Below are 26,405 nucleotides of genomic sequence, written 5' to 3'. Positions count from 1 at the left end.
CTTTGTGTCGCTTTCAACAAATGTTTGATGTGAAGTAAGGAACGCCATCCTCTTCAATTTGATATGATATACCCACGCTAAGAATGCATTTGAGCGGTGCTTGAATGTGTCTTTTACTTTGCTTGGGCACTTACTTTAGGAAAGGCAGCAATTGTTTGGCTGCTTATTTTTTACACTGTAAATGCGAATAGCTTTAGAGACTTGTAACTTGAAAAACGTCATCAAAGCGATGGGTACAGCCATGCTCATCGGTCTTCCCCTTGTCGCACAAGGCACCAGCATCGATAAGGCAGCTGCTATCGAGAGTCGCACGACCAAAGCGGGTGCGGAATCCCAGCTTCGAATCAATCAAAGCGACAATGATGCTCAACAGCTAAAAGCGGAAATCTCGCAATTAGAAGCAGAGGTCGAAAACCTGACGGTTTATCGTAATCACCTACAACGATTGGTTGATGATCAAAACAACGAAGCGAGCAGTTTAGAACAACAGTTAAGCGACATTGACCAAACGCGAGCGGGATTAGTGCCCTTGATGTATCGCATGTTGGAGGGGCTTGATGATTGGGTTTCTCAAGATATCCCGTTAAAAGACACCATTCGCCAAGCGCGTCTTGATGGATTACATGCCTTAATGGGGCGGGCTGACGTGAGTGATGCGGAGAAAATTCGTCAAATTCTAGAAGCTTACCAAATTGAAGTGGACTACGGTGCAAACCTTGGTTTGTACCAAGATACGTTAGATTTTGGGGAAGGACCTCGCGTAGTGGATGTGCTTCATTTAGGCCGCGTATCTTTGGTTGCGCGAAGTATTGATGGGAATGGTTTCTGGTTCTATGACAGAAACGCATCGAAATGGGCACCCGTCAATCCTGCACAATATGAACCTTTGGAAAAGGCGTTCATGGTGGCTAATGAGCGCGTTACCCCCGAGCTTTTGAGACTTCCGCTCTCTACAACTTTTTCGCTGGAGGCCGAATAATGAAAGGCCTTCAAATCGCGCCCCTTTTGTTAGTCACCTCGCTTTTCTCGCCATTGGCTATTTCCGATGACCTGACTAAAGAAACACTGCGTGCGCAGCAAGTGGCTCAGCAGCATAATGTTGTGCGCGAATCGGGCTTTGTTGCAGACGAGCAAGCACTGCAAGCCAAGCTTGATGCACTGAAAGCACAGCAGCAGCGTTTGGAAACTGAAACCACCACACTCAGTGAAACGTTCACTGACAATGAACAAAAACTGTCAGCCCTCGAAGAGAACCTTCGTTTGGAAACGGGAAGTTTGGGTGAAGTGTTTGGTGTTGTTCGACAGGCAACCAAAGAACTGAGCCTTGCTCGTGAAAACAGGCCAGCCACCATTGATGATGCCGCGTTAAATGATGCAATCGAAAAGATTGAAAACGCCAAAGCGTTACCGTCATTAGCGACATTAACCTCGTTATGGACAGGTATTGAAAATGAACTGGCAAAAAGCGGGGAAATCGCCGAAATAACGGTGAATACGCGAAATGCACAAGGGGTGTTAAGTGAAACACCCGCCGTGCGATTGGGTAATATTGCGCTGGTTAACGAGGCGGGCTATCTCGCGTGGCATTCGGCAAACCAGCAAGCAACACAGTTTTCAACGATGCCAGAAGACGGGGTGAACCTCGCTACGATAGAGAAAGCGAAAGTCGGTGATTTTGTGCTTTTTGATCCAACGTTTGGTGTATTACTTGATCAATTGTCGTTGACGCCAACCCTGAAAGACCGTTTTGAACAAGGCGGCATTGTGGGTAAGGTTATCACGGCCATTTTGATTATTGGTCTCGGTATCGCACTGGTGCGGGGGCTGATTTTGGTTAAAACGCGCATCTCGATGTCGAACCAAATGAAACGCCCTGAACAGCCAGGAGAAAACCCACTTGGGCGAGTATTGAACGTTTACCATTCGGAGCCAGATAGAACCTTAGACACGCTGGAACTGAGATTGATGGAAACCATATTGGATGAGCAGCAAGGCTTTGAGAAAGGTCTTTCGATGCTCAAACTGCTTGCCGCACTCGCACCTATGCTAGGTCTGCTCGGTACGGTAACGGGGATGATTGAAACATTCCAAGTCATCACTCAGTACGGCAATGGCGACCCAACGGTAATGGCGGGTGGTATTTCGATGGCTCTGGTGACCACGGTAATGGGCTTGATCACCGCAATGCCACTGTTACTTGCCCACAACCTATTAAGCACACAAGCTGACACAATGAGAGGCATTCTGGAGAAAGTTGGCGTCAGCTTGGTTGCTGAGCAATCTGAAAAGGCAGACTCCGTGAAAGTCAGAAAGAGCGTAGCATGATAGACATAACGTATTTGGATGCCAATCAGCCTCTCATTTGGCTTCCATCACTCGATGCATTTATGACGCAAGGTGGCCCTGTGCTTTGGGTGCTCCTTGTCGTTGCTGCACTGAGCTGGATTCTAGTTATCGAACGTGTGCTATACCTTTTCTTTACCTATCCCAAAGCAAAAAAAGTCTGGGTATCTCGCTGGGAAGCACGAAAAGATCATGCTTCCTGGGCATCGAAGGCATTGCGTGATGGCTGGCTTTTTGAAGCGCACCTGCAATTGTTTAGTAATCTCAATTTCATTAAAGGGCTGGTGGCCATTTGCCCAATGTTAGGGTTAATGGGAACAGTAACCGGTATGATCTCAGTGTTTGATGTCATGGCGACTGCAGGGTCAAACGAACCACGTGCGATGGCTGCAGGTATTTCTATGGCCACGCTGCCAACGCTTGCGGGTATGGTAATCGCGCTAACCGGCTTGTTTGCGCATGCGAGAATCACCAAAACATGTGAACGATGCGAAGCGGCATTGGCGAAAGCGATGAGGATTCGTGGATGAGATTTCAACGTCATCAAAAAGTGCGTGAAGATGCTCAAATCGATTTAACGTCGATGCTAGACATTGTTTTTATCATGCTCATTTTCTTTATCGTCACCAGTTCTTTTGTCAGAGAGTCAGGTGTCGAAGTGAATCGACCTTCCGCTGCAAATGCGTCGCCGCAAAAAACCGTGAGCATTTATGTTGCTATAACCGCAACGAACGATATTTATATCGATAAGCGAAAAGTAGATAAAGAGCGAGTTGAAGCGACCTTAGAGCGATTTAAATCGGAACAGCCTGACGCTTCGTTGGTCATTCAAGCGGATGAGCATGCATACAACGGCAGTGTCGTGGCGGTTATCGATGCTGCGAAGAGTGCAGGCATTGAAAGTATTGCTCTGGCGGCGGAGCAAAAATAATGCTGCGATGGTTGTTTGCTTTGCCATTGGCCGTTATCACGGTTGTCGCTCTGTTTTTTCTGATGGCAACCATGGTCGGTCCGACCGATCTTTCCAATCATTCTCGGTCACAATCACTGGCGTTTAATCTTGTGTTTTCAGAACCTGAAATGGAAACCGCTCGAAAAGACAGAACGCCACCACCTAAACCGGAGCCACCGAAAGAACCCGCGGCGATGCAGGCTGTCTCGCCACAGGTATCTGCGTCTGCATCAGAACCTTTAGAAATGGACATCCCAGACATATCACTGGATCTCCCAGACATATCACTGGATCTCAGTGTCAACGGGATCAATATTTCCGCACCGCAAATCGCCGATGTGCCTGTCGCGAAACCGTCGCCTGTTGCTGAGGTTGGTCCCGTGGAAATTGCAGGCAATCAGAGTGCTGTTCCTATCTCTCGTGTCGAAGCGGTATACCCGCCAAAAGCGTTGCGCCGAGGCATTGAAGGGTATGTCATTATGTCGTTTACGATTGATGCGACGGGCCGCCCGATAGACATAGAAGTAATTGAAACCTCGCACAAGCGCATGTTCGAACGCAGCGCGATAAGAGCACTTAAAAAGTTTCGATATCAGCCAAAGGTCGTCAATGGTGTAGCGCAAGCACAACCCGGGCAAACCTTTAAATACGAATTCACCTTGGCCAAATGATGAAGAATTCCTTCGCGTTAACTCCTTTTTTATCACTGCTGATTTGTGCGTGCTTATTTGTCTCACCTGGGGCATTTTCAGCACAGCTTTCCCCAACAACCGCGCGCAGTGCGATAAAAGCGTTTGACTATCAAGACAATGAAGAGTGGGAGAAAGCAATTGCCGCTCTTTCTTCTGCGAAAATGCCAACAGATTATGACAAGGCGTACATAAACCGCATGCTGGGTGTCATGTATTGGCATAACAATCAACCGATTAAGGCAATAACCACATTGCAGACATCGGTGTCGCTTAATGCACTTGAACCTGACGCTCAGCATGCAGCGATGCGTATGCTTGCCGATCTCTATATGACACGTGAGCAATACAGTAACGCGTTGTCTTTGTATTATTCTCTCACCAACGAAAAGGAGATAGCTTCGTCAGATTTGGCGCAAATTTGGCTGCGAATTGCTCAGGCAAATTATCAACAAAACGGGAACAGAAAGGCATTGGATGCTATTTCTGCCCACTTAAAGCTTGCCAAGCCAACGGTAGGCGCACTCTCGTTAAAACTGGGCGCAGAACTTAAGCTGCAGAAGTGGAAGTCATCGCTCTCTACGTCAAAAAGCTTGATTGCGATGGAGCCAGCCAACAAAGCATGGTGGTTACAACGGGTTAGCAGCTATCAAAAGCTGGATGATCAAGATGGCATGCTTAATACGCTGGTGTTAGCGCAGCGAAAGGGAATCTCGCTTACAGAGTCTGAAGAAAAACTATTGGCACAACTCTATGCCAATGCGGGAGTGCCAGAGAAAGCAGCGGCTTTGCTCCGTGATCTTAACCAGACGGCATCGGATAAGACCACATTGGTGATGGAGGCGTCATACTGGCAACAAGCTAAAGAGTGGGATGATGCCATTGCAGCGTGGAAACGCGCAGCACATCAAGACGCAACGTATCATTGGATTGTCGCTCAACTCGAAATTCAACAAGGGCAGTATGTGGATGCCTTAAAGACATTGGATGCAATCTCTGATCCCAAACGTAGGGGAGATGTCGAAATAGCCCGTGTCAGGGCATACGAAAAATTGGGTGATTTTGATACCGCATTACTGCATGCCAAAAGGGCGATGGAATTTGCGCCTTCAGCGTCAACTGAATCGTGGATTCAATACCTTACGAACAAACGTTCCAGCCAGTAGAGCGTTGTTGCTTAAGGGGCATGCCCGATTGTAACAATTGTCCGCATTTTTGTTATTGATATTGCCATCACTTAAACCGTATTATCCGGCTCTGGCTCGTTTTTATTCGCAAAACTATTCGTGACGAGCCGAACACCTCGGCCATCTGCAAAGGCCTGTTAAGGAAAACCCCAGTTTGGCGCAACGCTGCGCCTTTGATAGAGAAGAACCCTGAATGACGTTAGACTTCATCACAGAAATCCTTGGATGGACATCCGTTGCTTTTTACATCGGCATCACCATTTTCAATACCATGAAATTCACGCGCTTTGCCGCGTTTGGTTCGGCTGCTAACGATACTATTTGGGCGTTCCTGATGGGGTGGTGGCCAAAGGTGATTCTGAATCTTTCAGTGGCATCACTTAACACCTATCGCTATGCCAAAGATTTTACCAACGCACCTAAAGCGGTAATCCTAGGTCTTGGTGCCATCATGGCGGGTGGTATTTCCTATATCGCGTATGTTGCGGTTACCGCATTCATTGCTGAGCCGACACTGTCGGTCGCGCTGCAATTCGCGGATTTGGGTATTATCCTGCTGGCGTTGTACATGACGACGCTGACGAATTACCGCAAGCTAATGTTGTTCTCGGGCTTTGTCGGCATGGCAGCGTACTACGGCAACCCTCAGATGATGATCATTAAAGCTCTGGTTATTGGTATCATGACTTTCAAGCTGTTCTTTGATAAATCGCAAACGGAAGAAACAGCCGAAGCGGTTTAAAAATTATTTAATTGATGAAAAAAGCGGCACACGTCAAGAGTGCCGCTTTTTTTATGCGTAAAATTCAATATATTGAATGAAAATAGCTGTAAGTGATTATTGGCGAAAAATACGCGTTACAGTGACGCGGTAAATAATAAAAACAAGGATGAATTATGAAAGGAAGTTGTTTGTGTGGAGCCATTGAGTACACGGCAAAGAAACTCAGTACGCCGATTATGAATTGTTCCTGCAAGACGTGCCAAAAAGCGCACTCCAGTGCTTTTGCGGTAGCGGCTGGGGTCTTAGCAGATGATTTTGAGTGGGTAACAGGAGAAGAGAAGCTTTCTTACTACGAATCTTCTCCGGGCAAAAAACGTTATTTTTGCTCACAATGTGGCAGTCAGCTTATTGCTATTCGAGAAGGCGCGCCTTTTATCATTCTACGTGTAGCAACGCTTGATGAAGACCCATTGGCGGTGCCCGCACAACGAATTTGGACGTCTCATAAAGTGCCATGGTTAAGTGATGATCATGAGATGCCTTCGTACGAAGAATGGCACCCAAATCGATAAGTTGTTTTAAATAACAATGTGCTTTAAAGGGCAGGGGAAGAGCTGCCCTATTGATTGCAGGCTAGTCGTACTTTACAAAGCCGTCATCAATACATACACGAACGCAATTCTGCGCTGCATTTTCTGCATCTTCCTGACTTTTGAATATTGAAAGGGACTTGTCTGAGTTCATAAGCTCATAGGCTTTGGTGGTGTCTTCTGTCTCTAAACTAGATTTAGAAAAAGAAAACGAGGCAGAGTAGCCGCCCAGATCTTCGCGCTTGCTGACGTTGACTAAGTAATTGATATTATTATGTGAACCTTTCATGTTGCTTTCTCCTTTTTGTAACACGTGTATTACAAGGTAGGCAGTGGAATGCCATACGTCAAAAATTGAATTTGACTAAAGCGCGTGTCAGAAAAGATGAAAAAATCCCCTAGTGATAGGTAATCAAAAGGGGTAAAGGGCAGAAAAAAGAGGCTTAAGTTTACGGAGAGATGTCGCGTTACTGTGTTTGAATAATTTTATGGTCATCGTTGGAAACGCTGTCTTGCACATCGCACGCAATCAGTCCGCCTTTTGTCATGTCTTCACAGCGTGGGCAACTCTCATCGTCACAGTGTGTAATCATGGGAGTGGCCAATATCGCCAGTGCGCTTTCTTCCAGCAATGCTTCCAATGGATAGGCTGTCCATTGGCTGCCTAATACGTTTTCTGAGGTGCTAATCGGTAGGATTGCTGAGGCCAAGTTTGCAAAGCCGTTGGAGCATGAGCCGACACAAACTTCAACGCAGTCATTATCTGCCGTTTTTGCCCAGCGACGGAATAGGGTGCGTCCTGCTAGCTCTTCTGCGTAGTGGATAGGCGTAATACTGTTTAGCGTCACACCTATTGAAAGCACAAACGCATCTTTGGCTTCTCTACCCTGATAGAGTCCATACACATTTTCGTACGTCTGCTTCTTAATCAGTTTTTGTGCGTTCGGACCAAGCGCGGCAAAGCTACTTATGGGGTGTTGGCTGCGAACACGATTAGGGTGGTTAAGGACATCACGGGCGAAGCTGCCCATACAGGGCTCGATAATATTCTCATCGCCGACAAAGGTTTTGGTAACGTCAAATGACCACTCTCCGCGGTGGCCATTCTGCAGGTACCGATTTTCTTCTGGGGGCAAACACAGGGTATCGTAATTGAAGGTGGGTACAACAATTGTGCACCCTGCGTCTAGAAATGCGCTGATCAATATGTCTGTGTCTAGCTTGCCTTTCGTGAAAGAGCGCATCCCACAATGAATGAAAACGGTTTTATTCGTGAGCCCAAGCGCAGAAATTGCCTGCTTGATAACCGTATTTGTGGCACTGTTACTCATGATACTTCCATCTCTTTGGCTTTTTGAGGGAGACGCTGCAGTAAATCATGTAAATAGGCCAAACGTTGGCTGCTTTGCTGCTTACCGCCTTCACGATAGTGTAGCGTCCACAACACTTCATACTGTTTGATTAATGGGTCTAGCGCACGAATGAGTGTCGCTTTTCGCTCTTCAGAAAAATGCTCAACTTCACGGTGACCTTCTTCGGCATAGCCTTGTGCAATATGACAAGCTAGTGTCAGCGCATCAATTGTCCAGAGTAAATCATCAGCAAGCGGAGAGGACGCGTAAGGCAAAAGCTGTGACTTCAGCTCTTCAAGCTCGCGATACGCGTCTGCCAAGTTGTGATTGTCTAGCCCCTCTGCACGTTTGATGTGTCTGCGAGATGCTTGGTCAAACAAGAAGGGACCAAAGAACGCACAGTTAGGCACCGTGATACCGGTTGTTTGGTATATGTTTTGAATGGCAATGAGCGCATGCTTTTCTGCTTCAGAGGCGTCTGGAAAGAACCAGGAAACCGCGGCTGAAACATCGTTATCCGTTTGTTGCGCCTCTCCCCACGCCATGGCCGCACCAAACGCATACGCCGGTATTGGCATGGAGAATTGCTGACCATGCCCCATATCGCCCCATTCCGTTACCATATAACCTTGAGCGTGATAGCGTTTGGCTGAGTTGGCTGCGCGGCGCATATGTGTCGTTGCCGCTGACCAGCGTCCTGCCACCGAGGCAAAGCAATCTGTGGACACTGCAACGTGGAAAGGTAAGCCAAAGTCGGCAAGTTGACGATGCTCGGCATCAAATGGATGGTCTGCTTCATAGCCCCAATTCAGTAAAGTGAGATCTTTGTGTAACTCACTGATGAGGTTTGGGAAGCGAAACAGCATGTCGCTGAAAATCTGACACTTCATTCCTTTTTGTTCTGCGAGGGCCAAAATGGTATTCAGATACTCCAGAAAGACTTTGCCTTTACCGAAGATTTCACAGGCGGACTTGCTAGCCCCAACACCTAAATCCATGGTTTCATCAAAATTGATGTTAAGCGTTTTACTTGAGAAGTTAGGCAATAACTCAGTAAGCAATCCGTCGATGAACTGGGTGGTTCGGTCGCTCACAGGGTTTAAGCCAAAAGCCCCTTGTCGATAGTCGCCACGCTGATCATGAAAGCCTGTCGTTTGTTCGGCGAGGTAGTGATACTCCTCGTGATTCAACCATTTTTCCATATGGCCGAAACAAGCCTGATTCGGAATCAGCTCAATTCCTTTCTCTTGGCAATATGCATCAATTAACTGAATATCTTCCGCCGTCATTGGGGAATAGTTGTGCCAAACCGTTTCATGATTGCGGTAGGCGAACGTGTGCTCGGTATAAAGCTGAAGTTGGTTAAATTTCAACTGAACCCAATAATCGATAAGTCGTTTAAGCGAGTCCAGCGTCGGGACGCGATCGCGGCTAATGTCCAACAGGATGGTTCGATTTTCAAAATCAGGCCAATCCTCAATGACAAAATCATTTTTCAGTGTGGCATTGACATCCATCAATTGGTTCAGTGCATTGTGCGCGTACAGGAGTCCGTGATCATCAGCGAAATAAACACAAATCCTCTGATTGGTATAACGAATACGATAAGCCTGAGCATTCAACCCTTGTTGATGACGATAAAGAATATTGTCATTACTGAGCCGCTCGCCAATACGTGTGGGGCAACGCGGAATAATTGCGCCAATATCGACTGACTTGACTGAAAAACCCGTAATAAATCTCTTCGGTGCTGGGAAAATCATACCAAACAACTCCTTATCGCCCCTTAAATACAGACCGTTCCGTTCTCGTGCAACGCTAGGCTTTCTGCGAGCATGAGGTCTGGGGTTAATAGTTTCTGCCACGCCATGGAAGCCGCTCCCATTGCTGCCGCTTGTGGGCCTAAAATTGAAAACTCAACAATAGGCCTCACCATCATCGAGCCCGCAAGGCGTTCGCTTTTTTGACGCAGCGATGCGGCCAACTGAGGGCCAAACTGCATACCTTGTCCGCCGATAACTATGCGCTTTATACTCATCAAGCTGCATATGTTAACGGCAATAGATGAAAATTCTTTGATAATGACGCTCGGTGTTGGCTCGGCCCCTCTCATCAACTCTTGGCTATTAAATTGTCCGGCCATGTGTTGCTCGCCATAAAACAGTTGTCGATTCAGCACGACACCAACACCGATACCCAGTTGATGGTAAAGCTCTCTCGCATGGTGAGTAGACAACAACACATAAAGGAAATGATCGTACGGTAGGCTGCGTTGTTGCATGAGCTCTCCCCATGCGCCGCAATTTGCATCGTTGTCGATATAAACCGGGTAGGGGAAGTGTTGCTTAAAAAGGGGCGCAAAATTAATCGCAGAGCGCACACCGAGAGCATGAGAAACCTGCAATTGAGAACGTTCGGGGTCGATTAACCCTGGCATGCCAATGCCGATAGCAAGAATGCGTGGGAATAATGATTGAATGACATGCACGCATGGCACAAGTGCTTCAATAAGGGCTTTATCGATTGTTGCTCTGGGGTTTAGTGGCAACATGTCGTGGTAAACCACTTGTCCCAGCAGATTAACGACGGACACTTTTAGTGCATCTGAGTTAACTTCAACACCAATCAAAACGCCAAATTCAGGATTGAAAACCAGAGAAATTTTTGGTCTGCCACCGCGCCCGGAGAGTAACTGTGGTTGCTCAATCAGCATGCCAATATCAATCAGGTGGTTGACGGTTTTTGTCACCGTTGATTTATCAAGCCCTAATTTAGTTGCCATATCGACGCGAGAAACCCCTGGCGATTGCCAAAGTGAGTTGATGATGCTCGCTGTGTTATTGGTGCGGCTGAGCTTGATAGACAATAGAAAAGTTTCCGCTAACAACTAAGTACATTGCTATCTTATTGACAAAGTGAGCTAAAACAACAACCTAGTGGGAAAAGTCAGCCAGCATCGCCGTTTGATTGCCATAAGTAGAAGTGCCTCGAATATTTGTCCCGATAATTACATCAATATACAAATTATTTAGGTAACTCATGGGCTTTTGAGGCAGAGGAGGCCGAGATTCAGCGGTCTGGACAGGTGTTCATAATTTTGTCTATCTAACTAGACGAAGCTAGATAGTTTCCGAAAGAAACTATCTGGCGTGTTTGAAAAAAAAAGGCCTTTTGGGGTTCTGATTAAATACTGCTCAACACCTTGTTGTGAATTGTTATCTGCGGGATACTCAGATTTAAAAAGGGATAAAAGGTTAGGACAAGGATGAATAAAAACGTATGGCTGCTGGCACTATGCCAAGCCTTACTTATGAGTGGCAATATCGTTCTGATATCTGTCAATGGGCTAATCGGTCAGCAATTGTCACCAAGTGATACTTGGGTGACACTGCCTGTGTCCTCGCAGTTTGTAGGATTGATGTTAGCGACGATTCCAGCGTCGCTCATCATGGCAAAAATCGGCAGAAAAAATGGGTTTATACTGGGTAACATCATTGGGATTTTCGGGGCCTTTCTGTGTGTTTATTCCCTTACGCAATCTCAATTTTGGTTGTTCTGCTTTAGCACCCTGTTATTAGGTGTTGGCATTGGATTCGGCACATTGTATCGCTTCGCGGCGATTGAGGTCAGCGCACCGGAATCCAAAGACAAAGCCATTTCCCTCTCAATGGTAGGAGGGGTGTTAGCCGCAATTTTGGGACCAAACCTAGCGATTGCTAGTCAGCACTGGCTGCCGGGCACGAACTTCAGCGGAGCGTTTCTCGGTATCGCTGGGCTCTACATCCTTTCTTTAGTCGTTTTGCAATTTATTGGGCTACCGCCTGCGCCATCAGCAGATGGTCAACCGAATCAAAATTCAGCCAGTCATATTATTCGCGCGCCGGGTTATGCCATCGCCGTTTTTTCCGCGGTCGTTGCTTATGCTGTTATGAATCTTTTAATGACAGTGACACCGATAGCCATGCATAAGCACGGCTTCCATTTTGAGCAAGCAGCGATTGTGATTGAATGGCACGTATTAGGGATGTTTTTACCATCATTCTTTACGGGCTCTATCATTGGCAGAATTGGAACGCGAAAGACCATTTTCATCGGTGCATTAATGTTTATCGCGTGTATTTTGGTGAACCTCAATGGCGTATCAGAATGGCACTTCAGAATCGCGTTGGTGCTCTTGGGTGTGGGATGGAACTTTATGTTCATCGGGGCGACCAGCGAGCTGACAAAAACGTATTTACCGCAAGATAAACCTAAAGCGCAGGCGATCAATGAATTTTCAGTTTTCGGCTGTGTGACGATAACAGCACTGATGGCGGGTTATTTGGAAGTGAGCCTTGGCTGGCAGACCCTGAACCTTGTGATGTTGCCATTTGTTTGTTTGGTACCCGTTATCATGTTCTTGTTCAGCCGAACGCCGAAAAAAGCGGAGGCCTGAATCAATGCGGTCATACGTCACGTTTTTTTATCGATGCTATCTTTATTGAACCACCTCAGACAAAGATGGAGTGTTTATGGAACTTGAAAATGAACACGGTGAAAAAATGCATTTGGCGGACGACCTCACCTTAAAAGAGATGGTCGACATGGGCTTGCTGGTGGTGTTGTCTGATGCCAATGAAGAGAGCGACGATTGCTGGATTCCTTCGGACCCCCTCGAATAGTCAAACCGTTGAATTTGTTTGAATGAAAAGCCCCAATATCGGGGCTTTTCTTGATCTTGAAGCGCGCAGCCTTTAAGTTGATGCAGTTGTGATTGCGAACCGCCTTCATCCTATTCAGATGAAGGTGTCGCAATGCTGTTTCAATAAGGATGTCCAATGAAACTGTTTGTATTTGATCACTGCCCATACTGTGTAAAAGCGATGATGGTCGCGGGCTTAAAAAAGATGGACGTCGAAACTGTCTATCTTCAAAACCATGATATTGACGCGCGCATTGAAAAAGTAGGCGCAAACCTCGTGCCTATCCTGCAGAAGCCGGATGGTGGATACATGGCAGAGAGCCTAGATATTGCTGCGTTCCTCGATGCGCATGATGGCTCACCTGTTGTGCAGCAAGGCGAGCTTAGTCAACGTATCGCGGCATGGATGGAAGTGGCGGGCTACTATGGTTCACGTTTAATTTATCCTCGTTGGATGATGATTGAACTGCCAGAGTTTCAGTGTGAAGAAGCGAAAGCGTGGTTTATCGAGAAAAAGTCCGCCATGATCGATATGACGTTTGAGGAGGCGTTTGCTAACAGCGAAGAGTACATCGCTAAATTGAACGTGGAGCTGCTTAAACTGGATTGGCTGGTATTACCGTCGCAGCGTGGCAATACATTAAGCTACGATGACATTAACCTCTTCCCATTCCTGCGCAATTACACCGTCGTGAAAGGGTTGCGTTATCCGGGTATCGTCCGTCAATATTTGGATGAAATCTCGGCGCTGACGGGCGTGAAGCTTTACGACGCCGTTGCGGTTTAAGATAAAAAAAGCCGAGCTATTTAGCTCGGCTTCTCTCGTACACTGCATGAAATTACAGGTACATCTTCGCCAGATCTGAAGGCTCGACTTCTTTACCTTCCAGTGCTTCGTTCCAGTTAGTACCAACAAGAACGCCATCTTCGTCCAGCGTGATCAGCCAATCTTCGACAAACACATCAAGAGGGATTTCAGTTACTGTGAATTCAGCCCACTCTTCCACGTTGTGACGCTCAGCGTCTTCTTTTGAAGACCAAAAAGGCATGACTTCGCTGTTTTCAAACTCAGTTGAGTCTACTGCCAGCCAATCTTCTTCTTCATTTTGAAGGCCCCAAACCACGTTAGTGCGCTTAGTTTCTTCTACGAAAAGCATCAGGTTTGCTTGAATATCTGTGGTTAGTTTGCTCATTTATTTAATCTCTTGAGAGTTAACGCAGGTAGAGTACCACTTATCGTTGGAATGCGCTGCTGTCGTAAGGCGTAAACCTTCAAAATTCAACGTTAGGCAATGGCTTGGTTTCAATCAGTGATTTTAACGCGAGCAGCCCTGCCTTCAATTGATCTTGGGAACGAATAGCCATTAGCGATAAGCGAATGTGCGATTCCCCCTTTCCATCGCTAGAAAAGTGCACACCGCTGCTAACGGTTATATCTCTGCGCTTTGCTTCTGCGGTAAATCGTTCTGATGACCAATGCCGAGGAAGCGGTAGCCATAAATGAAAACCTGAACCGTTCACGCAATGCGTACCTAACACTTCTTTTGCTAAGTGCTGGCGTTGTTCTGCCTCCGCTTTTTGTGCTGCCGCCAAGGTCAGTGCAGCATTGCTTTGAATCAGTTGTGTCGCGGCAACAAAATTAAGTGGTGATGCGAGCCAGATATCGGCACGAATATGCGCATTGAGTGTGGGGATGAGATAGTCGGGTGCTTTTATAAATCCACAACGCATCGCTGGGCTAATCGCTTTCGACAAACTTGTAATATAAATGCTTCGGTCAGGAGCCAATGTTGAGATGGCAGGGGTGATGTCGTCATTAAGAAATGCGTAAATATCATCTTCGACCAAGTAAGTGGAAGATGAAGAAATGATCTTGGCGATGTCCTTTTTACGCGAAGCATTCATCGTTGCGCCAGTCGGGTTTTGATGAGAAGGAAGCGCGATCACGAGTTTAGGTTTATGGGTTTTTAACACCCGTTTCAAGCTTTTTGGGCATAGGCCGTATTCGTCCATCTCTACAGATACGATAGAGCGATTGCTTAGCTCGCTGATGGCCAAAATGCCGGGATAAGTGAGTGCTTCTACTGCAATGACGTCGCCTGATTGGGTAAGCGCACTAATCACCAGCGACAAAGCGTGTTGAGCACCACTCGTGAGCAAGGTGTTTTCAAGATTTGCATCGCTGACACCAAAGTGTTTGAGCCACTTTACGCCAGCTTCTCTGTGCGCTTGATGGCCTGAACCTTCTGTGTACGAGAGTAAGGCCGTGTCTAAGTACTCTGTGGCATCTCGGTAGGCTTGGCGAACCTGGGACAGGTTAAGATGCATGCAAGGTTGCAAAATAGAGAAGTTATAACCTTCTCCATCTTGGGCTTGAATCGCTTGCCCTAACGAAGGGGGGGCAAGAACAAAGGTTCCGCGTCCAACGAACGATTCAACCCGCTTATGCTCAGCAAGCAGTTTGTAGGCTTTCGATATGGTGACTGGCGTGGTATTGAATTCGGCAGCTAGCTCTCGATGGGGAGGCAATTTGGAATGGGCAGGATAGTGCCCCTCGTCGATGCGAGCTTCGATTTGTTGTGCGATATCCCGGAATTTCGCTTCACTCACACTGTATACCCTTCCTGCGAATAACCTTATGTATTAAAGAGATTATGACGATATTTACATCGTTTTGAAATAGTTTAAATAGAGCCGATCTTTACATTGACATATGTCAATGGATGCAATTATAGTCACACTACATTGGCAATATAATGAAAAAGTGTTAATCGATACGCTTTCTAGTTGGAACAGGTGAAGGAGGAGCAAATTATGGAAAACAAAAAAGTCGCATTTGTCGGTCTGGGTGTTATGGGTTTCCCAATGGCAGGCCACCTCCTTCGCGCAGGGTTCGATACGACGGTTTACAACCGCACAGCCACACGTGCACAAGCGTGGACAGAGCAACATGGTGGCGCACATGCGTTGACACCAAGAGAAGCAGCGAAGGATTGTGAATTCGTGTTTGTGTGTGTGGGTAATGACAACGACGTGCGTAGCGTGATCTACGGCGACGACGGTGTGCTTGCCTCCATGAAGCCGGGCAGCATTCTTGTCGACCACACCACCACCTCTGCCGAGTTGGCAGAAGAACTGGCAAAAGCGTGTGCGGAAAAAGGCGTGAGTTTTATTGATGCGCCTGTATCAGGCGGCCAAGCGGGTGCTGAAAATGGCGTGTTGACTGTGATGTGTGGTGGCAGCGAAGCGGCTTTTGAAAAAGCAAAACCCGTGATTGATGCTTTCGCGAAATCATCCGTTTTACTGGGTGAGAACGGCCAAGGCCAGCGTTGTAAAATGGTTAATCAAATCTGCATCGGTGGCATTCTGCAAGGCTTAAGCGAAGCCATTATTCTTGCCCAAGCATCTGGTCTGAACATCGAGCAAGTGACTAACGTGCTGAAACACGGTGCCGCAGGTTCATGGCAGATGGAAAACCGCGCCGTGACAATGGCAGAAGACAAGTTTGACTTTGGTTTCGCCATTGATTGGATGCGCAAAGATTTGGGCATTTGTTTAGACGAAGCAGCACGTCATGGTTTGGACTTAGCACTGACGAAAAACGTCGATAGTAAGTACGCCGAACTGCAACAAAGAGGTCTGGGTCGCATGGATACCTCGGTCCTTATCAAAGCGAACAAAAAATAGTTTTAAATAAGTCAGATATGCACGAACGGGCTCACAGATGTTGAGCCCGTTTTCTATACAATGGATATTCTCATCAATTGGCTTGACCCCCCATTTTTGGCGGCTTAAGCAAATGCGGTTTAGCAATCGGATTTCAACAAGGAGTCGCTGTGGATCTGTTGTCTGTTGTTGTCGGTATCGGTCTTGTTCTTTTCTTCTATTTCGTTGTTTACTCCAAACCGCAAGATGATGAGTGGAAAAAACTCCCCTCTTTTGAGGAATACCTTGACGATCACCCCGAGTGTGAAACAGACGACGTGAAATGCGTAACCTGTTTTTCCTGCGGGTCGGACACGGTTGACATTGTTCCTGTTACTACCGACGGTGACCCACGCCAAAAGCATGTTTGTTCAGTCTGCCAAAAAGCGTTATTTAAGAGCAAAGGTAAGATTTGGTGGGCAGAGAGCAACTAACTCTTTCGAATGCATTCTAGGGACTTAAAATACAAAAAACACGTTGAGAAACGTGGTTTATTGAAAGGAAAGCACTGTCAGGTTGGCTTTCATTATTTGTCGGTGTCGCCTACCACTCCTTCATGGGAAAGATCGCCTGAAAGCTCCGCTTTAATTTCCGCCAGGCTTTCTTTTTCTGCCGCGACGATTTTGCCGCTAACAGCATCCACTTCTACTTCATAAGCTTGCTCGCCAGAGCGTACAAACACATCCCATTGCGAATCAGGCTTGTCGAAACGAATACCCAGTACTTCAACGCCCACTTCTGCAAGTGCTGCTTTTATTGCCGCTTCTTCGCTAATGATCTTGGTATCTGCCGCGTAGCTTGAAACGCTGAACATCCCCAAAGAAGCCAAAAATGCACTACCTAGAATCAGTTTTTTCATTTGTCTGTCCTTAACTTTTTGTTCCGCAACACGTAAAAGGTTTTTGTCGTGTTGAAAGTATTGATTCTCTGCGAGTTACCTCACAAAGACATGTGACACTTTACATCAGTGAAAATAGGGTAAACGTTGCAATTTAAAGAAAATGCGCAGGGTGGAAGTGGGGAAACGGGGTAGATTGGCTCTCTCGTTGATGCTGTAAAGAATGCACTGTGTTGTGGTTGGGATAAGCTGAAATTGGGTAGATCAGGAGGCGTGTTTCAAATCATCAGAAATGGTTTACCCCTTGTAGTCATTGACTACTTTCCAAATGTTCATACTTTGACTGCAGTTCATCATCGACAATGCCATAATCCAATAGCTGCTGATAATGATCAGCCAACGCCTTTTTCATTCCTAAGTTGATGTATGCCGGATGAACAATAAATAACGCAGTCCAAATAACGTCATTCTTTGGGAGCTCTCTTATCTCCCAAAGTCTCTCAAATTCCATAACTGCTTTACTATACTCACCCGCCTCCACTAACGAAGAAAGAAGCACACCCCATGCATCATTGAAAAATGGGTCTAGGGAAAGTGATTTTTTCAAACAATCGATACCAATATCGAAATTATGTCGATTGGTAATGCTTTCCCCATCACTGACGTAGAGCATCCCACACCAAAATAACACCCTAGGCTCATCAGGATACTGTTCAAGTACCTGCGTTATTGCCAATCTCGCATCGGAATACTTTCCTGCTTGGAAATCGTTAAGCGCAGCAATTATTGGCTTTTCATATCCGCTATCAAAAGAGGCAAATACGCCTTTTGATATGAATGTAGCTACAAAAAGAAGAATAAAAGCAAGGTGCTTAGTCATGGGTAAGCTCAATACACAATCGCCATTTTTCATTTACTCTGGGAATAGCCGTCAACACGCATCATCACTGTCGGCACTATTTTACTTACTAGACACCTTGCCAAATTAATTCCACCCTTAACCCCGATGGTTCATTAAACATCATGTGTTTACGTGGGCCGCCTGAAAGGAGTTCTGGGGCAAACTCAATGGTACATTTTGGATGGTCGGCGATTTTTCGATATAGCTCATCAAGCTTTGATTCAGACGCAACTTGAATGGCCAGGTGATGGAGGCCTACATTTTTCTTACGGTCAAACTTGGCACCACCTAAGCGATTGTCGACTTGCCAGAGAGTTAGACGTAACGTGCCATCTGATACGGCTGTTCGTGGGTAAGAAGAGTCGTAGCCAGATTCTTGCCAACCAAGGACTTCGACAAAAAACGATTTACTCGCTTCCAAATCATCTACAGATAAACCGAGATGATGTAACCCTATAGTTTCCGACATATTTACTCTCCATGTAATTATTCGTGTGGATCGGACCATAACGTTTAAACAACGGGCGTTTACAAGCCCAAGTTGATCGAAACGCCTGAATCACAGAGTTTCTGTGAAAAAACTCGCCACGAGTAAATGGTAATGCGCTACTTAGCTCGCTATATCAAGGGAATCCAAGAAGTTATATCCTTAGACCTATGCCCTTGATAGTTCGATTCACTCTTGAGTGCTTTATACGAATTAGATAAATCATATATGGCAGGGAAAGAGAACAACGAGGCTATCCATAAGCCTAAACTCGCCATACCAAAGTACATATTTCCTAATAGCGAAAAAAAACCATAACCAATACAATCCAGTTAAGTACAACGTGAAACCGTTTGAACCTAACAAAAATTGGCCAATCATATATGAACCAATCCGTTGAGAAACTGCCACACTGATTGCAAATCCCTGATTCAGGAAGCTCTGGTGTTCTAGAGTTACAATTTGGACAACGAGCTTTGGTCATTCTTTGGAGTCTTCCTACTTCAACTAAAAGCTAACAGTGTATTAGACACCTAAAGTGTCCTCTAAAAACAAGTCACTGTGCTTTAATCGTGACTTACCATATGATTTTTAAGTTTTATTAACTCTGCCATAAATCTGTATGCAAAAACATCCGTGCAAGGTTTGCATACGAATGATGCGACGCCTGTGGGTGTCAATCATGGAGAAGCAACGTTCGTTCAGACTTGGAACTTACTCAAACTACTTCGCGTGCTCAAGAGACTGTAACTTAACGAATTGCCCGTAAACGTGAGTCTCGCTCTTGTTTATATTGGCAGGGGGCACAGAAAAGCGGCGAATGGCCTCTATGGCGGTTAACGCTGAAATTAAACTTCGTTACCTACCGCACGATCACGTCAGACATTTTTGAATACACTTCTTTAAAGCAATCGCGCCTTAATTATCTGCATCATTTTCAAGCAAGGAGAAGACTTAATGAAAACGCTCTCTAGACTTGCTATTGAACATGCTACCCACGCTGCATTTGAAGACTTACTGTCGCATGGCGTCGTGTTTGACTCTGACACGATAGACAAGGCGCAAATTCTGCTGGGTGACCTCCTTTCCAGCCAAGTGGAAATCACACCGGATAATGACCGCGTGTATATTGAAAGAGAGCGTCGGATACATTGTATCGCCAAAGAGTGGACAACCTATTACGTTACACAAACTGAATTTGATAACGCGTTAGTGGACTGTGACGGTGATGAGTCTGAAGCGGTTACGTTGCTGGTTGAGGCCGGAAAACTAAACGAGAAAGCCACGGTGATAATTCAATGGATGTAAAAGAAGTTGTGGCAGAGTTTGATGTGGAGTATTCGCCAACCTAGTGTAGAAATAAACAAGGCTTCATTCTTTCGTGCATTTGCCTTCGCAGACTTGTGAGACTTTAAGTTCACATGATGATGAAGCAGACGGGTTTCGGAGCTTGGAAGAATAGTGACCCCAACATAGAAGTCGGGGTCACTAATGGTGCTTCTTGGAGCAAATTAGCGTTGTGGCACTAGCGAAGAAAACGCCGTACCTGCCGGATTTCCATAAATCGTATCAAGCACATCCATAGCGGTGGTGCTCCACGAACCGAAATAGCCGTCGAGGTGATTAAACATACCCATAGCGTGCGCCATTTCGTGAATAACAATGTCGCTGTCCCAGGTACATTGGCCATTACCCATGTTTGCCCAAAGAAGGGTTTCGCTGGAATATGTCGCCGTGGCTGGGTCAACGACCAGAGCTAGACTGCCGTTGTAAGGTTCGATAGCGGCATTCGCACACATAGATTGCGGATTGTCGCCATATTGCTTGCTGTAGAAACCTGTACCTTCGGCGATAACCAATCCACCCACGATACCGTGATTGTTTTTGAAGGTTTCCGCGTTGAACTTACCGTTGTATACGTTTTCTGGCAATTTGCTCTCATCGCGGTAAACCGTAAGGTCTTCAGCAATCAGAGTGAAATCGGTAAAGATGTCACCTAGACGAGCTTCCATCGACGCGACTGCATTGGCAATGACAGCGGGCGGGTTAGCACCGTCAATTGATACGTAATAAAGTGGGATTTGATCGGTGGTATCAAAACGGACGGTTCCCTGTTGAACATATTCTGTTCCCCACAGCCTATCGCTGAAAATTGGTGGGAAGCCGCTTGAATGGTTAGTTTGTTGAACTAGGCTTAGAAGCTTTTGGTCATCAACAGACTCTGTTTTGGCTTTTTCATCTTCGCTCTCACAGGCAACCAGCAAGAGTGTGCTCAATGCAAGCGCACTGGCTTTTCCAAATGGTGTTACTTTCACGCACTAACCTCATATCTATAAATATATAATGCGCGGGGATAAATATAATAAAAATCCTCATATGTCTATGTTATAAAAAGAAATATTTTGGCTGATGGATGGGTTTTGAGAGTGTTTTATTTTGTTTTAATTCCCGAATTGGAATAGAGCGGTAAACAGAAAAAAGCCAGCGATTTTAAACGCTGGCTTTTTGCTCATTGGCCGAGTCGTGCGCGAATGTTACGCAATCTGCTTGGTTACCGTTTCTCTCGTAAAGAAGGCTTCATGTAATGCGCGAATAGCGTTCTCATACATGTCGTCTTTCACCACAAACTGCACGTTTACATTGCGCATGGATGAGTGAACGGCAATGGGGGCAATGTCGTGACTCATTAATGCAAGCACACCCTTGCTGAGTGTGGTGTTGGTGTTTATTTCAGCACCGATAGCTGAAATCAACGCCACCATGTGCTTTGCGATGGTCGAGTTGGGGAAGCGTTTCTCTGCACGGTAAAGTAATTGATTGAGGTTCTTTGTCGCGCCGCTCAGGTAGTAAGTGATGGAGTTGGCGTTCATCTCTTTACCGATCAGGCTTACGCGCTCTTCGTAAATGATTTCCATCATTTCGTAGCCGACGTTATCCACCTGACCGACCATAGCCTGATCAAAGATTTGCAGCGCAAAGACCTTATTTTTACCCGCGATAATCTCGATTTTTTCTGTCTTCGGTGCGTACTGCTGCGAGATCAGCGTACCTTTGTGCTCGGGTTCGAAGGTGTTTTTGATTTGCAGCGGAATGTTTGCCTGACGCAAGCCAGAAGCGGCATTTGGATGAATCGCTTCCATACCGAGATTTGCCAGTTGATCGGCCACATCAAAGTTTGTTTGACCTATAGGCAGCACGTTCTCAGGCCCGGCGATACGTGGGTCGGCGCTGCTCAAATGGTATTCTTTATGGATAATCGCGATATCTGCAGAGGTAATGCTCGCAATGCGACTGAAGGTCATTTCGCTGTAACCGCGATCATAGGTTTTCATTAAACCTTCGTCACAGTACGAATACCCCGTCACGATGGGAAGCTCGTTTTTCACATCTATGTCGGCGAACGCACTGGTGATCACTTGGTCAAGATTGCCTGAAAGCTTGTCGTCCCAACTGGATAGATCAACGAATCGGGCATTGATGCCGAGCGATTTCAGTTTTAGTGCTGTGTTGTAGGCACTGTGCGCTTCACCGATGGAAGAGAGAAACTCGCGAATTTGTGGCAAGTACTGGCGGAGCGTGAACTGTCCGTATTTGCAGGTCGCCAAAATGTTCGTGATACAGTTTTGGGCATCATCCAGACGTGCGGCGATGTATTTGTCTGCACGAGTGCGACTTACGGTGTCTTCGAAAATTTCAGCGTTAATACTGACCAAGCGTTTTTTAAGCGCGGTAAACGCATCAATCCAGCCATCATCTCGTTTAGCCACAAGTTGATATATTCCCGGATCGCCATTGCGTTTACTTTCCAATAGCGCATCGGTAATGCCGCCGTAAGCAGAGACAACAAACACGCGGTTATAAGGCGATTCAGGGCGTAGAAATATATTGTTCAGTACGGCGTTATACGCCGACATTGACGTACCACCGATTTTTTCAACGGTATAAGTCATGAGTAAATCCTTTACATGAGCGAAAGCGGATAACAGATGGGGAGCGAAAGGCTCCCCATGAGGTGGGATTAGTCGACCAGCGGATAAACGCCGTTTTCGTCATGCACCTCTTGTCCTGTGATAGGCGGGTTGAATACACACGCCATGACCATTTCTTTGCCTTCGTAAGCACGCAGGAAATGCTCGTCGTGTTTATCAAGGATGTAGAGCGTACCTGGCTTGATGGGGTAGGTCTTATCACCGATGACCTCAATTTCGCCTTCGCCAGACATGCAGTACACAGATTCAAGATGGTTTTGGTAGTGGATGTGCGTTTCCGTACCACCAAAGATTGTCGTGATATGGAAAGAAAAGCCCATTTTGTCGTCTTTCAACAACATACGGACACTTTCCCATGTTTCTGATACAACACGACGCTCGCTGTTTTTACACTCTTCCAGAGTTCTAACTATCATGAATCTATCCCTTAAGATGCTTTCTTGGTTGCTTTCTCAGCAACGTTTTCTACGGCCTTTTCGAAAATTTGCAGGCCTTTTTCGAGTTCAGTTTCAGTAATGGTGAGAGGACAGAAGAATTTAACCACTTCATCGTTAGGGCCTGCTGTCTCAATTACCATACCTAGCTCAAAACAGCGCTGAGAAATGGCCGATGCCAAGTCGCCGTCTTTACACTCGATGCCTTGCATCATGCCGCGACCTTTGGCTTTCACAAATAATGAAGGGAATTTCTTCAGGGTCTTGTCGATGACCTTTCTCACTTGCTGGCTTCGGTCAGCAATGTGGCTTTCAAAGCTATCGTCGCTCCAATACTCTTCAATCGCTTTGGTTGCGGTAGTGAAAGCGTGGTTGTTACCACGGAAGGTACCGTTGTGTTCGCCCGGTGACCACTTGTCCAATTCAGGTTTTAGCAGCACAAGTGCCATTGGCAAGCCGTAGCCACCAATAGATTTCGAAAGGGTGATCATATCTGGCTTGATGCCTGATGGCTCAAAGCTAAAGAAGGTACCTGTGCGGCCACAGCCCGCTTGAATATCATCGACGATGGTCAGAATGCCATTGTCTTTACAGATTTTGGCGAGCTTTTTCAGCCATTCATTGGTTGCGACGTTTAAACCGCCTTCACCCTGAACCACTTCAAACAGTACAGCCGCAGGCTTATCGAAACCGCTTGAGTTGTCGTTAAGCATGGTTTCAAACAGCGCAAGCCCATCGACACCCGCATATCCTTCATAAGGAATGCGTGATGTTCCGGCCAATGGCATCCCAGCACCACCACGGTGGTGTTGATTGCCCGTTGCTGCCAGCGCACCCATGGTGCAACCGTGGAATCCGTTGGTAAATGTGACGATATTCGTTCTGCCTGTCACCTTGCGCGCGAGTTTCATTGCCGCTTCGACAGCATTGGTGCCTGTTGGGCCAGTAAACTGCACTTTGTAATCAAGATTTCTAGGGGTGAATATGTGATTACGGAGTGCGGTCAGAAAGCTGGCTTTCGCTTCTGTGTGCATGTCTAGGCCATGGGTAATGCCATCTTTCTCAATATATTCAATAAGGGCTTTTTTGAATTCTGGGTTGTTGTGGCCGTAATTGAGCGAGCCTGCGCCGGCAAGAAAGTCGATGTACTTATTTCCATCTTCAGTATGCAGCCATACACCCTTTGCGGAGGTAAATACCACCGGAAAGCTATTACAGTATGATTTTACGTTCGACTCTTGCTTATTAAAAATGTCCATGTCTGGTCCGTTTTTAGTATTAATGTGTTTTGTTCAAAGGGATTCGGTACAGATACTCAGTATCGTGATGCCCTTTGAAGTGCTGTTCTTGGTCTAAAAAAGTCGATACGGAACCGCGTTTTCCATGTGCGGCATCGAGCTTCTTGAATAAGTTCCAAGACCCTTCATTAGATTCAGTGATAGTGGTTTCAACTGCGCTTACCTTATTAAGGTGCTCTCGTTTTAGGAGCTGTTGCAGCATTCGAAAGGCCAACCCTTTACCGCGGCTAGCGGCAGAGACAGCGACCTGCCAGATGAAAAGCTCAGAAGGAGCATCCGGCTTTAGATATCCTGAAATGAATCCTGCAATTTCACCGTTATGCTCTGCGACGATGCATGTCTGATGAAAATGGGAGGATTGAAGGAAGTTACAGTAAGAGGAGTTTTCGTCGAGGGGGGGGCAGTTAGCGATCAAGTTATGAATCTTGATTCCATCACCTTTGTTAGGAACTCGAAATACCCAAGCATCCAGTTCCTTTTTCAAACGCGCCGTTACTACACTGTGGTCGATCGTTTCCGTACTCATCATGCTTCCAAATCATTTAGAGGTCTAAACATATAAACCCTTTAAAGGATACATTGATATGTTCTTTTTTCAAGCTTCCGTCACATGGATGAGATTAAATGAGGCTAACTTTATGTTTTATAATTGGCATTAAATTTTAATGAAAAAACATGATCGTTTAGTGATATAACTAAATTCTGTGGTGGTTATCAGTTTTCTTGTGCAATGTGCGGCTATCCCCCGACATGACAATGGTTAGGGGATTTTGATAAGTTTGTTTTTTTACGAAGAGAAGAGACAGAAAAGTGTGGCAGGTATTTAGCTCTTCAGGCGAGAGCGAATGTCAGAGATAAATCCACATGTATTGGTATTAACGTTCTGTTTTGTAATGAAATTACATTTTCAATTTGGATGAAAAAGCCCTCAATCTCTATGTAAACCTTGAAGGAGTGTTGGTGTTTACTCCCGTTTCTCGCCGACCTGTCGCTTTATTAATCAAAATCACACGACATTGAGCTGCACGCTTTTGGTGATTCATGCACATTATTGATGCAAAATAATTGTAATAAAAAGTTTTTATTACAACGAAGTGAGAGGGAAATCATAGGTAGCGATGTGAGAAATCGAGATTTTATCGCTCAGCTTTCACGTGCAACAGGAAGGTGTGCTATTCACACCATCCTGTCCAATAGTTGTCAACTTACCTTAGTTTTTTCACTAACATAAGATTTTCTTTCAAGTGTTTACTGCTTCCTGTCATGCATACTGGGAAAATGCCCTGATTCACAATGTTTCTTAAAACAATGGCGGAAGGGCTCATCAACAGCATATCGGCTTCAGCCCGTAACTCGGCGATAAAACGTTTGTTCTCTGGTGTGTCATATTCTTCTGGCAGCGTGCCTTTGTGTTCAAACGCGCCGTTTAACAGAGGGGAATACGCAATGATGACGACGTCCGGGTTAGCATCTGTCAGTAAGGCTTTAATGTCGGGTGTCAGGCAGAGTTGCACACCAAAATCTAAATTTGGTTTTGGCGGGATAACGGTGTGGCGGTATTGCGCATAGCTGATCGGCTCCAACGCATTTCGTTCGATGAGTACACAGAGATCGCTCAATCTATCTAGTGTGTAGTTAGACACGCCAAGCTTTTTAACAATGCCACGAGAAACGTAATCGGTGAGCGTCCTCCACGTTTCCTCTAACGGGGTGTTTAAATCGTCGATATGAGCGTAAAGCACATCGATATAGTCTGTATTCAATCGCTCAAGGGAAGCGACTATGGCATTGTCTATGGCGGCTTTGCTTAACCCTTCTGCGGTCGCAAAGTCTTTGCCATCAAGTGGCATGGCACCAATTTTTGTGTGGATCTCCACCGTACTGCGGTCGATAGTTTTCAGCCACTCGCCCACCACTTCCTCGCTTTCTCCTCCTTTACCAGCCCAAAACGCATAAGCGTTGGCTGTGTCTACCACTGTCCCGCCCATGTGAATGAATGCATTTAGTACGTCAAAGGCGTCTGAAGAAGAGATGGTAGTACCAAAGGCTGCTGTACCTAAACCTGCTTTCATAGGAGATCCTTACTGGTGATGCAGAAGTTTTTTACGTGATTTTTCTTCTGAGTGTGGAGTGCATTCAAAAGGATAGAGAGCTTGTATCGTCAGTGAAAGCACTCGTTTCGGGTATAAGAACAAACTTATTTTACCGAAATGATTTCTCAGCAATGTATCAATC

29 protein-coding genes are annotated in these 26,405 nt (G+C 46.0%); 14 read left to right on the top strand and 15 right to left on the bottom strand.

Annotated elements, in window-relative coordinates:
• The first annotated feature begins 241 nt into the window (after positions 1-241).
• The 8 genes from LRP49_RS07415 (at position 242) to LRP49_RS07380 (ending at position 6,467) form a co-directional block, all read left to right on the top strand.
• Positions 242-979: a DUF3450 domain-containing protein gene (locus tag LRP49_RS07415; RefSeq protein WP_420791530.1), complete on the top strand. Its 738-nt coding sequence runs from the start codon at positions 242-244 to the stop codon at positions 977-979.
• Entirely contained in the window at positions 979-2,325 is a 1,347-nt protein-coding gene (locus LRP49_RS07410) for a MotA/TolQ/ExbB proton channel family protein (RefSeq protein WP_274141315.1), read from the top strand. The genes LRP49_RS07415 and LRP49_RS07410 overlap by 1 nt, the downstream gene beginning before the upstream one ends.
• Positions 2,322-2,873, top strand: a complete 552-nt coding sequence (locus tag LRP49_RS07405) for a MotA/TolQ/ExbB proton channel family protein (RefSeq protein WP_274141314.1) — start codon at positions 2,322-2,324, stop codon at positions 2,871-2,873. The genes LRP49_RS07410 and LRP49_RS07405 overlap by 4 nt, the downstream gene beginning before the upstream one ends.
• Positions 2,870-3,274 (top strand): ExbD/TolR family protein, encoded by a 405-nt coding sequence (locus LRP49_RS07400; RefSeq protein ID WP_274141313.1) that lies wholly within the window; start codon positions 2,870-2,872, stop codon positions 3,272-3,274. Before LRP49_RS07405 ends, LRP49_RS07400 begins: the two co-directional genes overlap by 4 nt.
• Entirely contained in the window at positions 3,274-3,966 is a 693-nt protein-coding gene (locus LRP49_RS07395; protein WP_274141311.1) for an energy transducer TonB, read from the top strand. The genes LRP49_RS07400 and LRP49_RS07395 overlap by 1 nt, the downstream gene beginning before the upstream one ends.
• On the top strand, positions 3,966-5,150 hold the full coding sequence (locus tag LRP49_RS07390) for a tetratricopeptide repeat protein (protein WP_274141310.1): 1,185 nt from the start codon (positions 3,966-3,968) through the stop codon (positions 5,148-5,150). Before LRP49_RS07395 ends, LRP49_RS07390 begins: the two co-directional genes overlap by 1 nt.
• A gap of 214 nt (positions 5,151-5,364) precedes the next feature.
• Positions 5,365-5,913 (top strand): hypothetical protein, encoded by a 549-nt coding sequence (locus tag LRP49_RS07385; protein WP_274141309.1) that lies wholly within the window; start codon positions 5,365-5,367, stop codon positions 5,911-5,913.
• 155 nt (positions 5,914-6,068) lie between these two features.
• A complete protein-coding gene (locus tag LRP49_RS07380; protein ID WP_274141308.1) occupies positions 6,069-6,467 on the top strand; it encodes a GFA family protein in 399 nt (132 codons plus the stop codon).
• Positions 6,468-6,528: 61 nt separating this feature from the next.
• Here LRP49_RS07380 and LRP49_RS07375 read toward each other — a convergent pair whose 3' ends face one another.
• The 4 genes from LRP49_RS07375 to LRP49_RS07360 all read right to left on the bottom strand — a co-directional run bounded on the left by LRP49_RS07375 (position 6,529) and on the right by LRP49_RS07360 (position 10,703).
• On the bottom strand, positions 6,529-6,774 hold the full coding sequence (locus LRP49_RS07375; RefSeq protein WP_274141307.1) for a hypothetical protein: 246 nt from the start codon (positions 6,772-6,774) through the stop codon (positions 6,529-6,531).
• Between the two features lie 178 nt (positions 6,775-6,952).
• Complete coding sequence (locus LRP49_RS07370) at positions 6,953-7,816, bottom strand: AAC(3) family N-acetyltransferase (RefSeq protein WP_274141306.1); 864 nt, start codon at positions 7,814-7,816, stop codon at positions 6,953-6,955.
• Positions 7,813-9,600 carry a family 20 glycosylhydrolase gene (locus tag LRP49_RS07365; protein ID WP_274141305.1) on the bottom strand — a complete coding sequence of 596 codons (1,788 nt, stop codon included), beginning with the start codon at positions 9,598-9,600 and terminating at the stop codon, positions 7,813-7,815. Before LRP49_RS07365 ends, LRP49_RS07370 begins: the two co-directional genes overlap by 4 nt.
• A gap of 23 nt (positions 9,601-9,623) precedes the next feature.
• On the bottom strand, positions 9,624-10,703 hold the full coding sequence (locus tag LRP49_RS07360; RefSeq protein ID WP_274141304.1) for an ROK family transcriptional regulator: 1,080 nt from the start codon (positions 10,701-10,703) through the stop codon (positions 9,624-9,626).
• 399 nt (positions 10,704-11,102) lie between these two features.
• Between LRP49_RS07360 and LRP49_RS07355 the strand changes: the two genes are divergently transcribed.
• The 3 genes from LRP49_RS07355 to grxB all read left to right on the top strand — a co-directional run bounded on the left by LRP49_RS07355 (position 11,103) and on the right by grxB (position 13,305).
• Positions 11,103-12,272, top strand: a complete 1,170-nt coding sequence (locus LRP49_RS07355) for an MFS transporter (RefSeq protein WP_274141302.1) — start codon at positions 11,103-11,105, stop codon at positions 12,270-12,272.
• Positions 12,273-12,348: 76 nt separating this feature from the next.
• On the top strand, positions 12,349-12,498 hold the full coding sequence (locus LRP49_RS07350) for a hypothetical protein (RefSeq protein WP_274141300.1): 150 nt from the start codon (positions 12,349-12,351) through the stop codon (positions 12,496-12,498).
• 156 nt (positions 12,499-12,654) lie between these two features.
• Positions 12,655-13,305, top strand: coding sequence for a glutaredoxin 2 (gene grxB, locus LRP49_RS07345; protein ID WP_274141298.1), 651 nt, complete (start codon positions 12,655-12,657; stop codon positions 13,303-13,305).
• Between the two features lie 52 nt (positions 13,306-13,357).
• On the opposite strand, the gene LRP49_RS07340 is transcribed toward grxB, so the two are convergent.
• Positions 13,358-13,711 (bottom strand): DUF2750 domain-containing protein, encoded by a 354-nt coding sequence (locus LRP49_RS07340; RefSeq protein WP_274141297.1) that lies wholly within the window; start codon positions 13,709-13,711, stop codon positions 13,358-13,360.
• A 79-nt stretch (positions 13,712-13,790) separates the two neighbouring features.
• A complete protein-coding gene (locus tag LRP49_RS07335) occupies positions 13,791-15,128 on the bottom strand; it encodes an aminotransferase-like domain-containing protein (protein WP_274141295.1) in 1,338 nt (445 codons plus the stop codon).
• A 204-nt stretch (positions 15,129-15,332) separates the two neighbouring features.
• Here LRP49_RS07335 and LRP49_RS07330 point away from each other — a divergent pair, with 204 nt between their 5' ends.
• Together LRP49_RS07330 and LRP49_RS07325 are read left to right on the top strand one after the other, a co-directional pair.
• On the top strand, positions 15,333-16,205 hold the full coding sequence (locus LRP49_RS07330) for an NAD(P)-dependent oxidoreductase (protein ID WP_274141294.1): 873 nt from the start codon (positions 15,333-15,335) through the stop codon (positions 16,203-16,205).
• 149 nt (positions 16,206-16,354) lie between these two features.
• Positions 16,355-16,657 (top strand): hypothetical protein, encoded by a 303-nt coding sequence (locus LRP49_RS07325; protein WP_274141292.1) that lies wholly within the window; start codon positions 16,355-16,357, stop codon positions 16,655-16,657.
• A gap of 92 nt (positions 16,658-16,749) precedes the next feature.
• Here the strand turns inward: LRP49_RS07325 and LRP49_RS07320 are convergent, their stop codons facing one another.
• The 3 genes from LRP49_RS07320 to LRP49_RS07310 all read right to left on the bottom strand — a co-directional run bounded on the left by LRP49_RS07320 (position 16,750) and on the right by LRP49_RS07310 (position 18,431).
• Positions 16,750-17,082 (bottom strand): PepSY domain-containing protein, encoded by a 333-nt coding sequence (locus tag LRP49_RS07320; RefSeq protein WP_274141290.1) that lies wholly within the window; start codon positions 17,080-17,082, stop codon positions 16,750-16,752.
• 289 nt (positions 17,083-17,371) lie between these two features.
• A complete protein-coding gene (locus LRP49_RS07315) occupies positions 17,372-17,941 on the bottom strand; it encodes a tetratricopeptide repeat protein (RefSeq protein WP_274141289.1) in 570 nt (189 codons plus the stop codon).
• Positions 17,942-18,029: 88 nt separating this feature from the next.
• Positions 18,030-18,431, bottom strand: a complete 402-nt coding sequence (locus LRP49_RS07310; RefSeq protein WP_274141288.1) for a VOC family protein — start codon at positions 18,429-18,431, stop codon at positions 18,030-18,032.
• 975 nt (positions 18,432-19,406) lie between these two features.
• Between LRP49_RS07310 and LRP49_RS07305 the strand changes: the two genes are divergently transcribed.
• Positions 19,407-19,757: a hypothetical protein gene (locus LRP49_RS07305; protein WP_274141287.1), complete on the top strand. Its 351-nt coding sequence runs from the start codon at positions 19,407-19,409 to the stop codon at positions 19,755-19,757.
• A gap of 203 nt (positions 19,758-19,960) precedes the next feature.
• Here the strand turns inward: LRP49_RS07305 and LRP49_RS07300 are convergent, their stop codons facing one another.
• From LRP49_RS07300 to LRP49_RS07275, 6 genes are all read right to left on the bottom strand, one after another.
• Positions 19,961-20,764 carry a hypothetical protein gene (locus LRP49_RS07300; protein ID WP_274141286.1) on the bottom strand — a complete coding sequence of 268 codons (804 nt, stop codon included), beginning with the start codon at positions 20,762-20,764 and terminating at the stop codon, positions 19,961-19,963.
• A gap of 219 nt (positions 20,765-20,983) precedes the next feature.
• Complete coding sequence (locus LRP49_RS07295) at positions 20,984-22,399, bottom strand: aspartate kinase (RefSeq protein WP_274141285.1); 1,416 nt, start codon at positions 22,397-22,399, stop codon at positions 20,984-20,986.
• Positions 22,400-22,467: 68 nt separating this feature from the next.
• Complete coding sequence (locus LRP49_RS07290) at positions 22,468-22,854, bottom strand: ectoine synthase (RefSeq protein ID WP_078754639.1); 387 nt, start codon at positions 22,852-22,854, stop codon at positions 22,468-22,470.
• A gap of 11 nt (positions 22,855-22,865) precedes the next feature.
• Positions 22,866-24,131, bottom strand: a complete 1,266-nt coding sequence (gene ectB / locus LRP49_RS07285; protein ID WP_274141282.1) for a diaminobutyrate--2-oxoglutarate transaminase — start codon at positions 24,129-24,131, stop codon at positions 22,866-22,868.
• 19 nt (positions 24,132-24,150) lie between these two features.
• A complete protein-coding gene (gene ectA / locus LRP49_RS07280; protein WP_274141279.1) occupies positions 24,151-24,696 on the bottom strand; it encodes a diaminobutyrate acetyltransferase in 546 nt (181 codons plus the stop codon).
• 679 nt (positions 24,697-25,375) lie between these two features.
• Positions 25,376-26,242 (bottom strand): aldo/keto reductase, encoded by an 867-nt coding sequence (locus LRP49_RS07275; RefSeq protein ID WP_274141278.1) that lies wholly within the window; start codon positions 26,240-26,242, stop codon positions 25,376-25,378.
• Positions 26,243-26,405 lie beyond the last annotated feature (163 nt).

This window comes from Enterovibrio qingdaonensis, assembly GCF_028683135.1.
Taxonomy (GTDB): Bacteria; Pseudomonadota; Gammaproteobacteria; order Enterobacterales; family Vibrionaceae; genus Enterovibrio; species Enterovibrio qingdaonensis.
The sequence above is the reverse complement of the archived record's forward strand: the minus strand, read 5'-3'. Positions and strand labels throughout refer to the sequence as shown.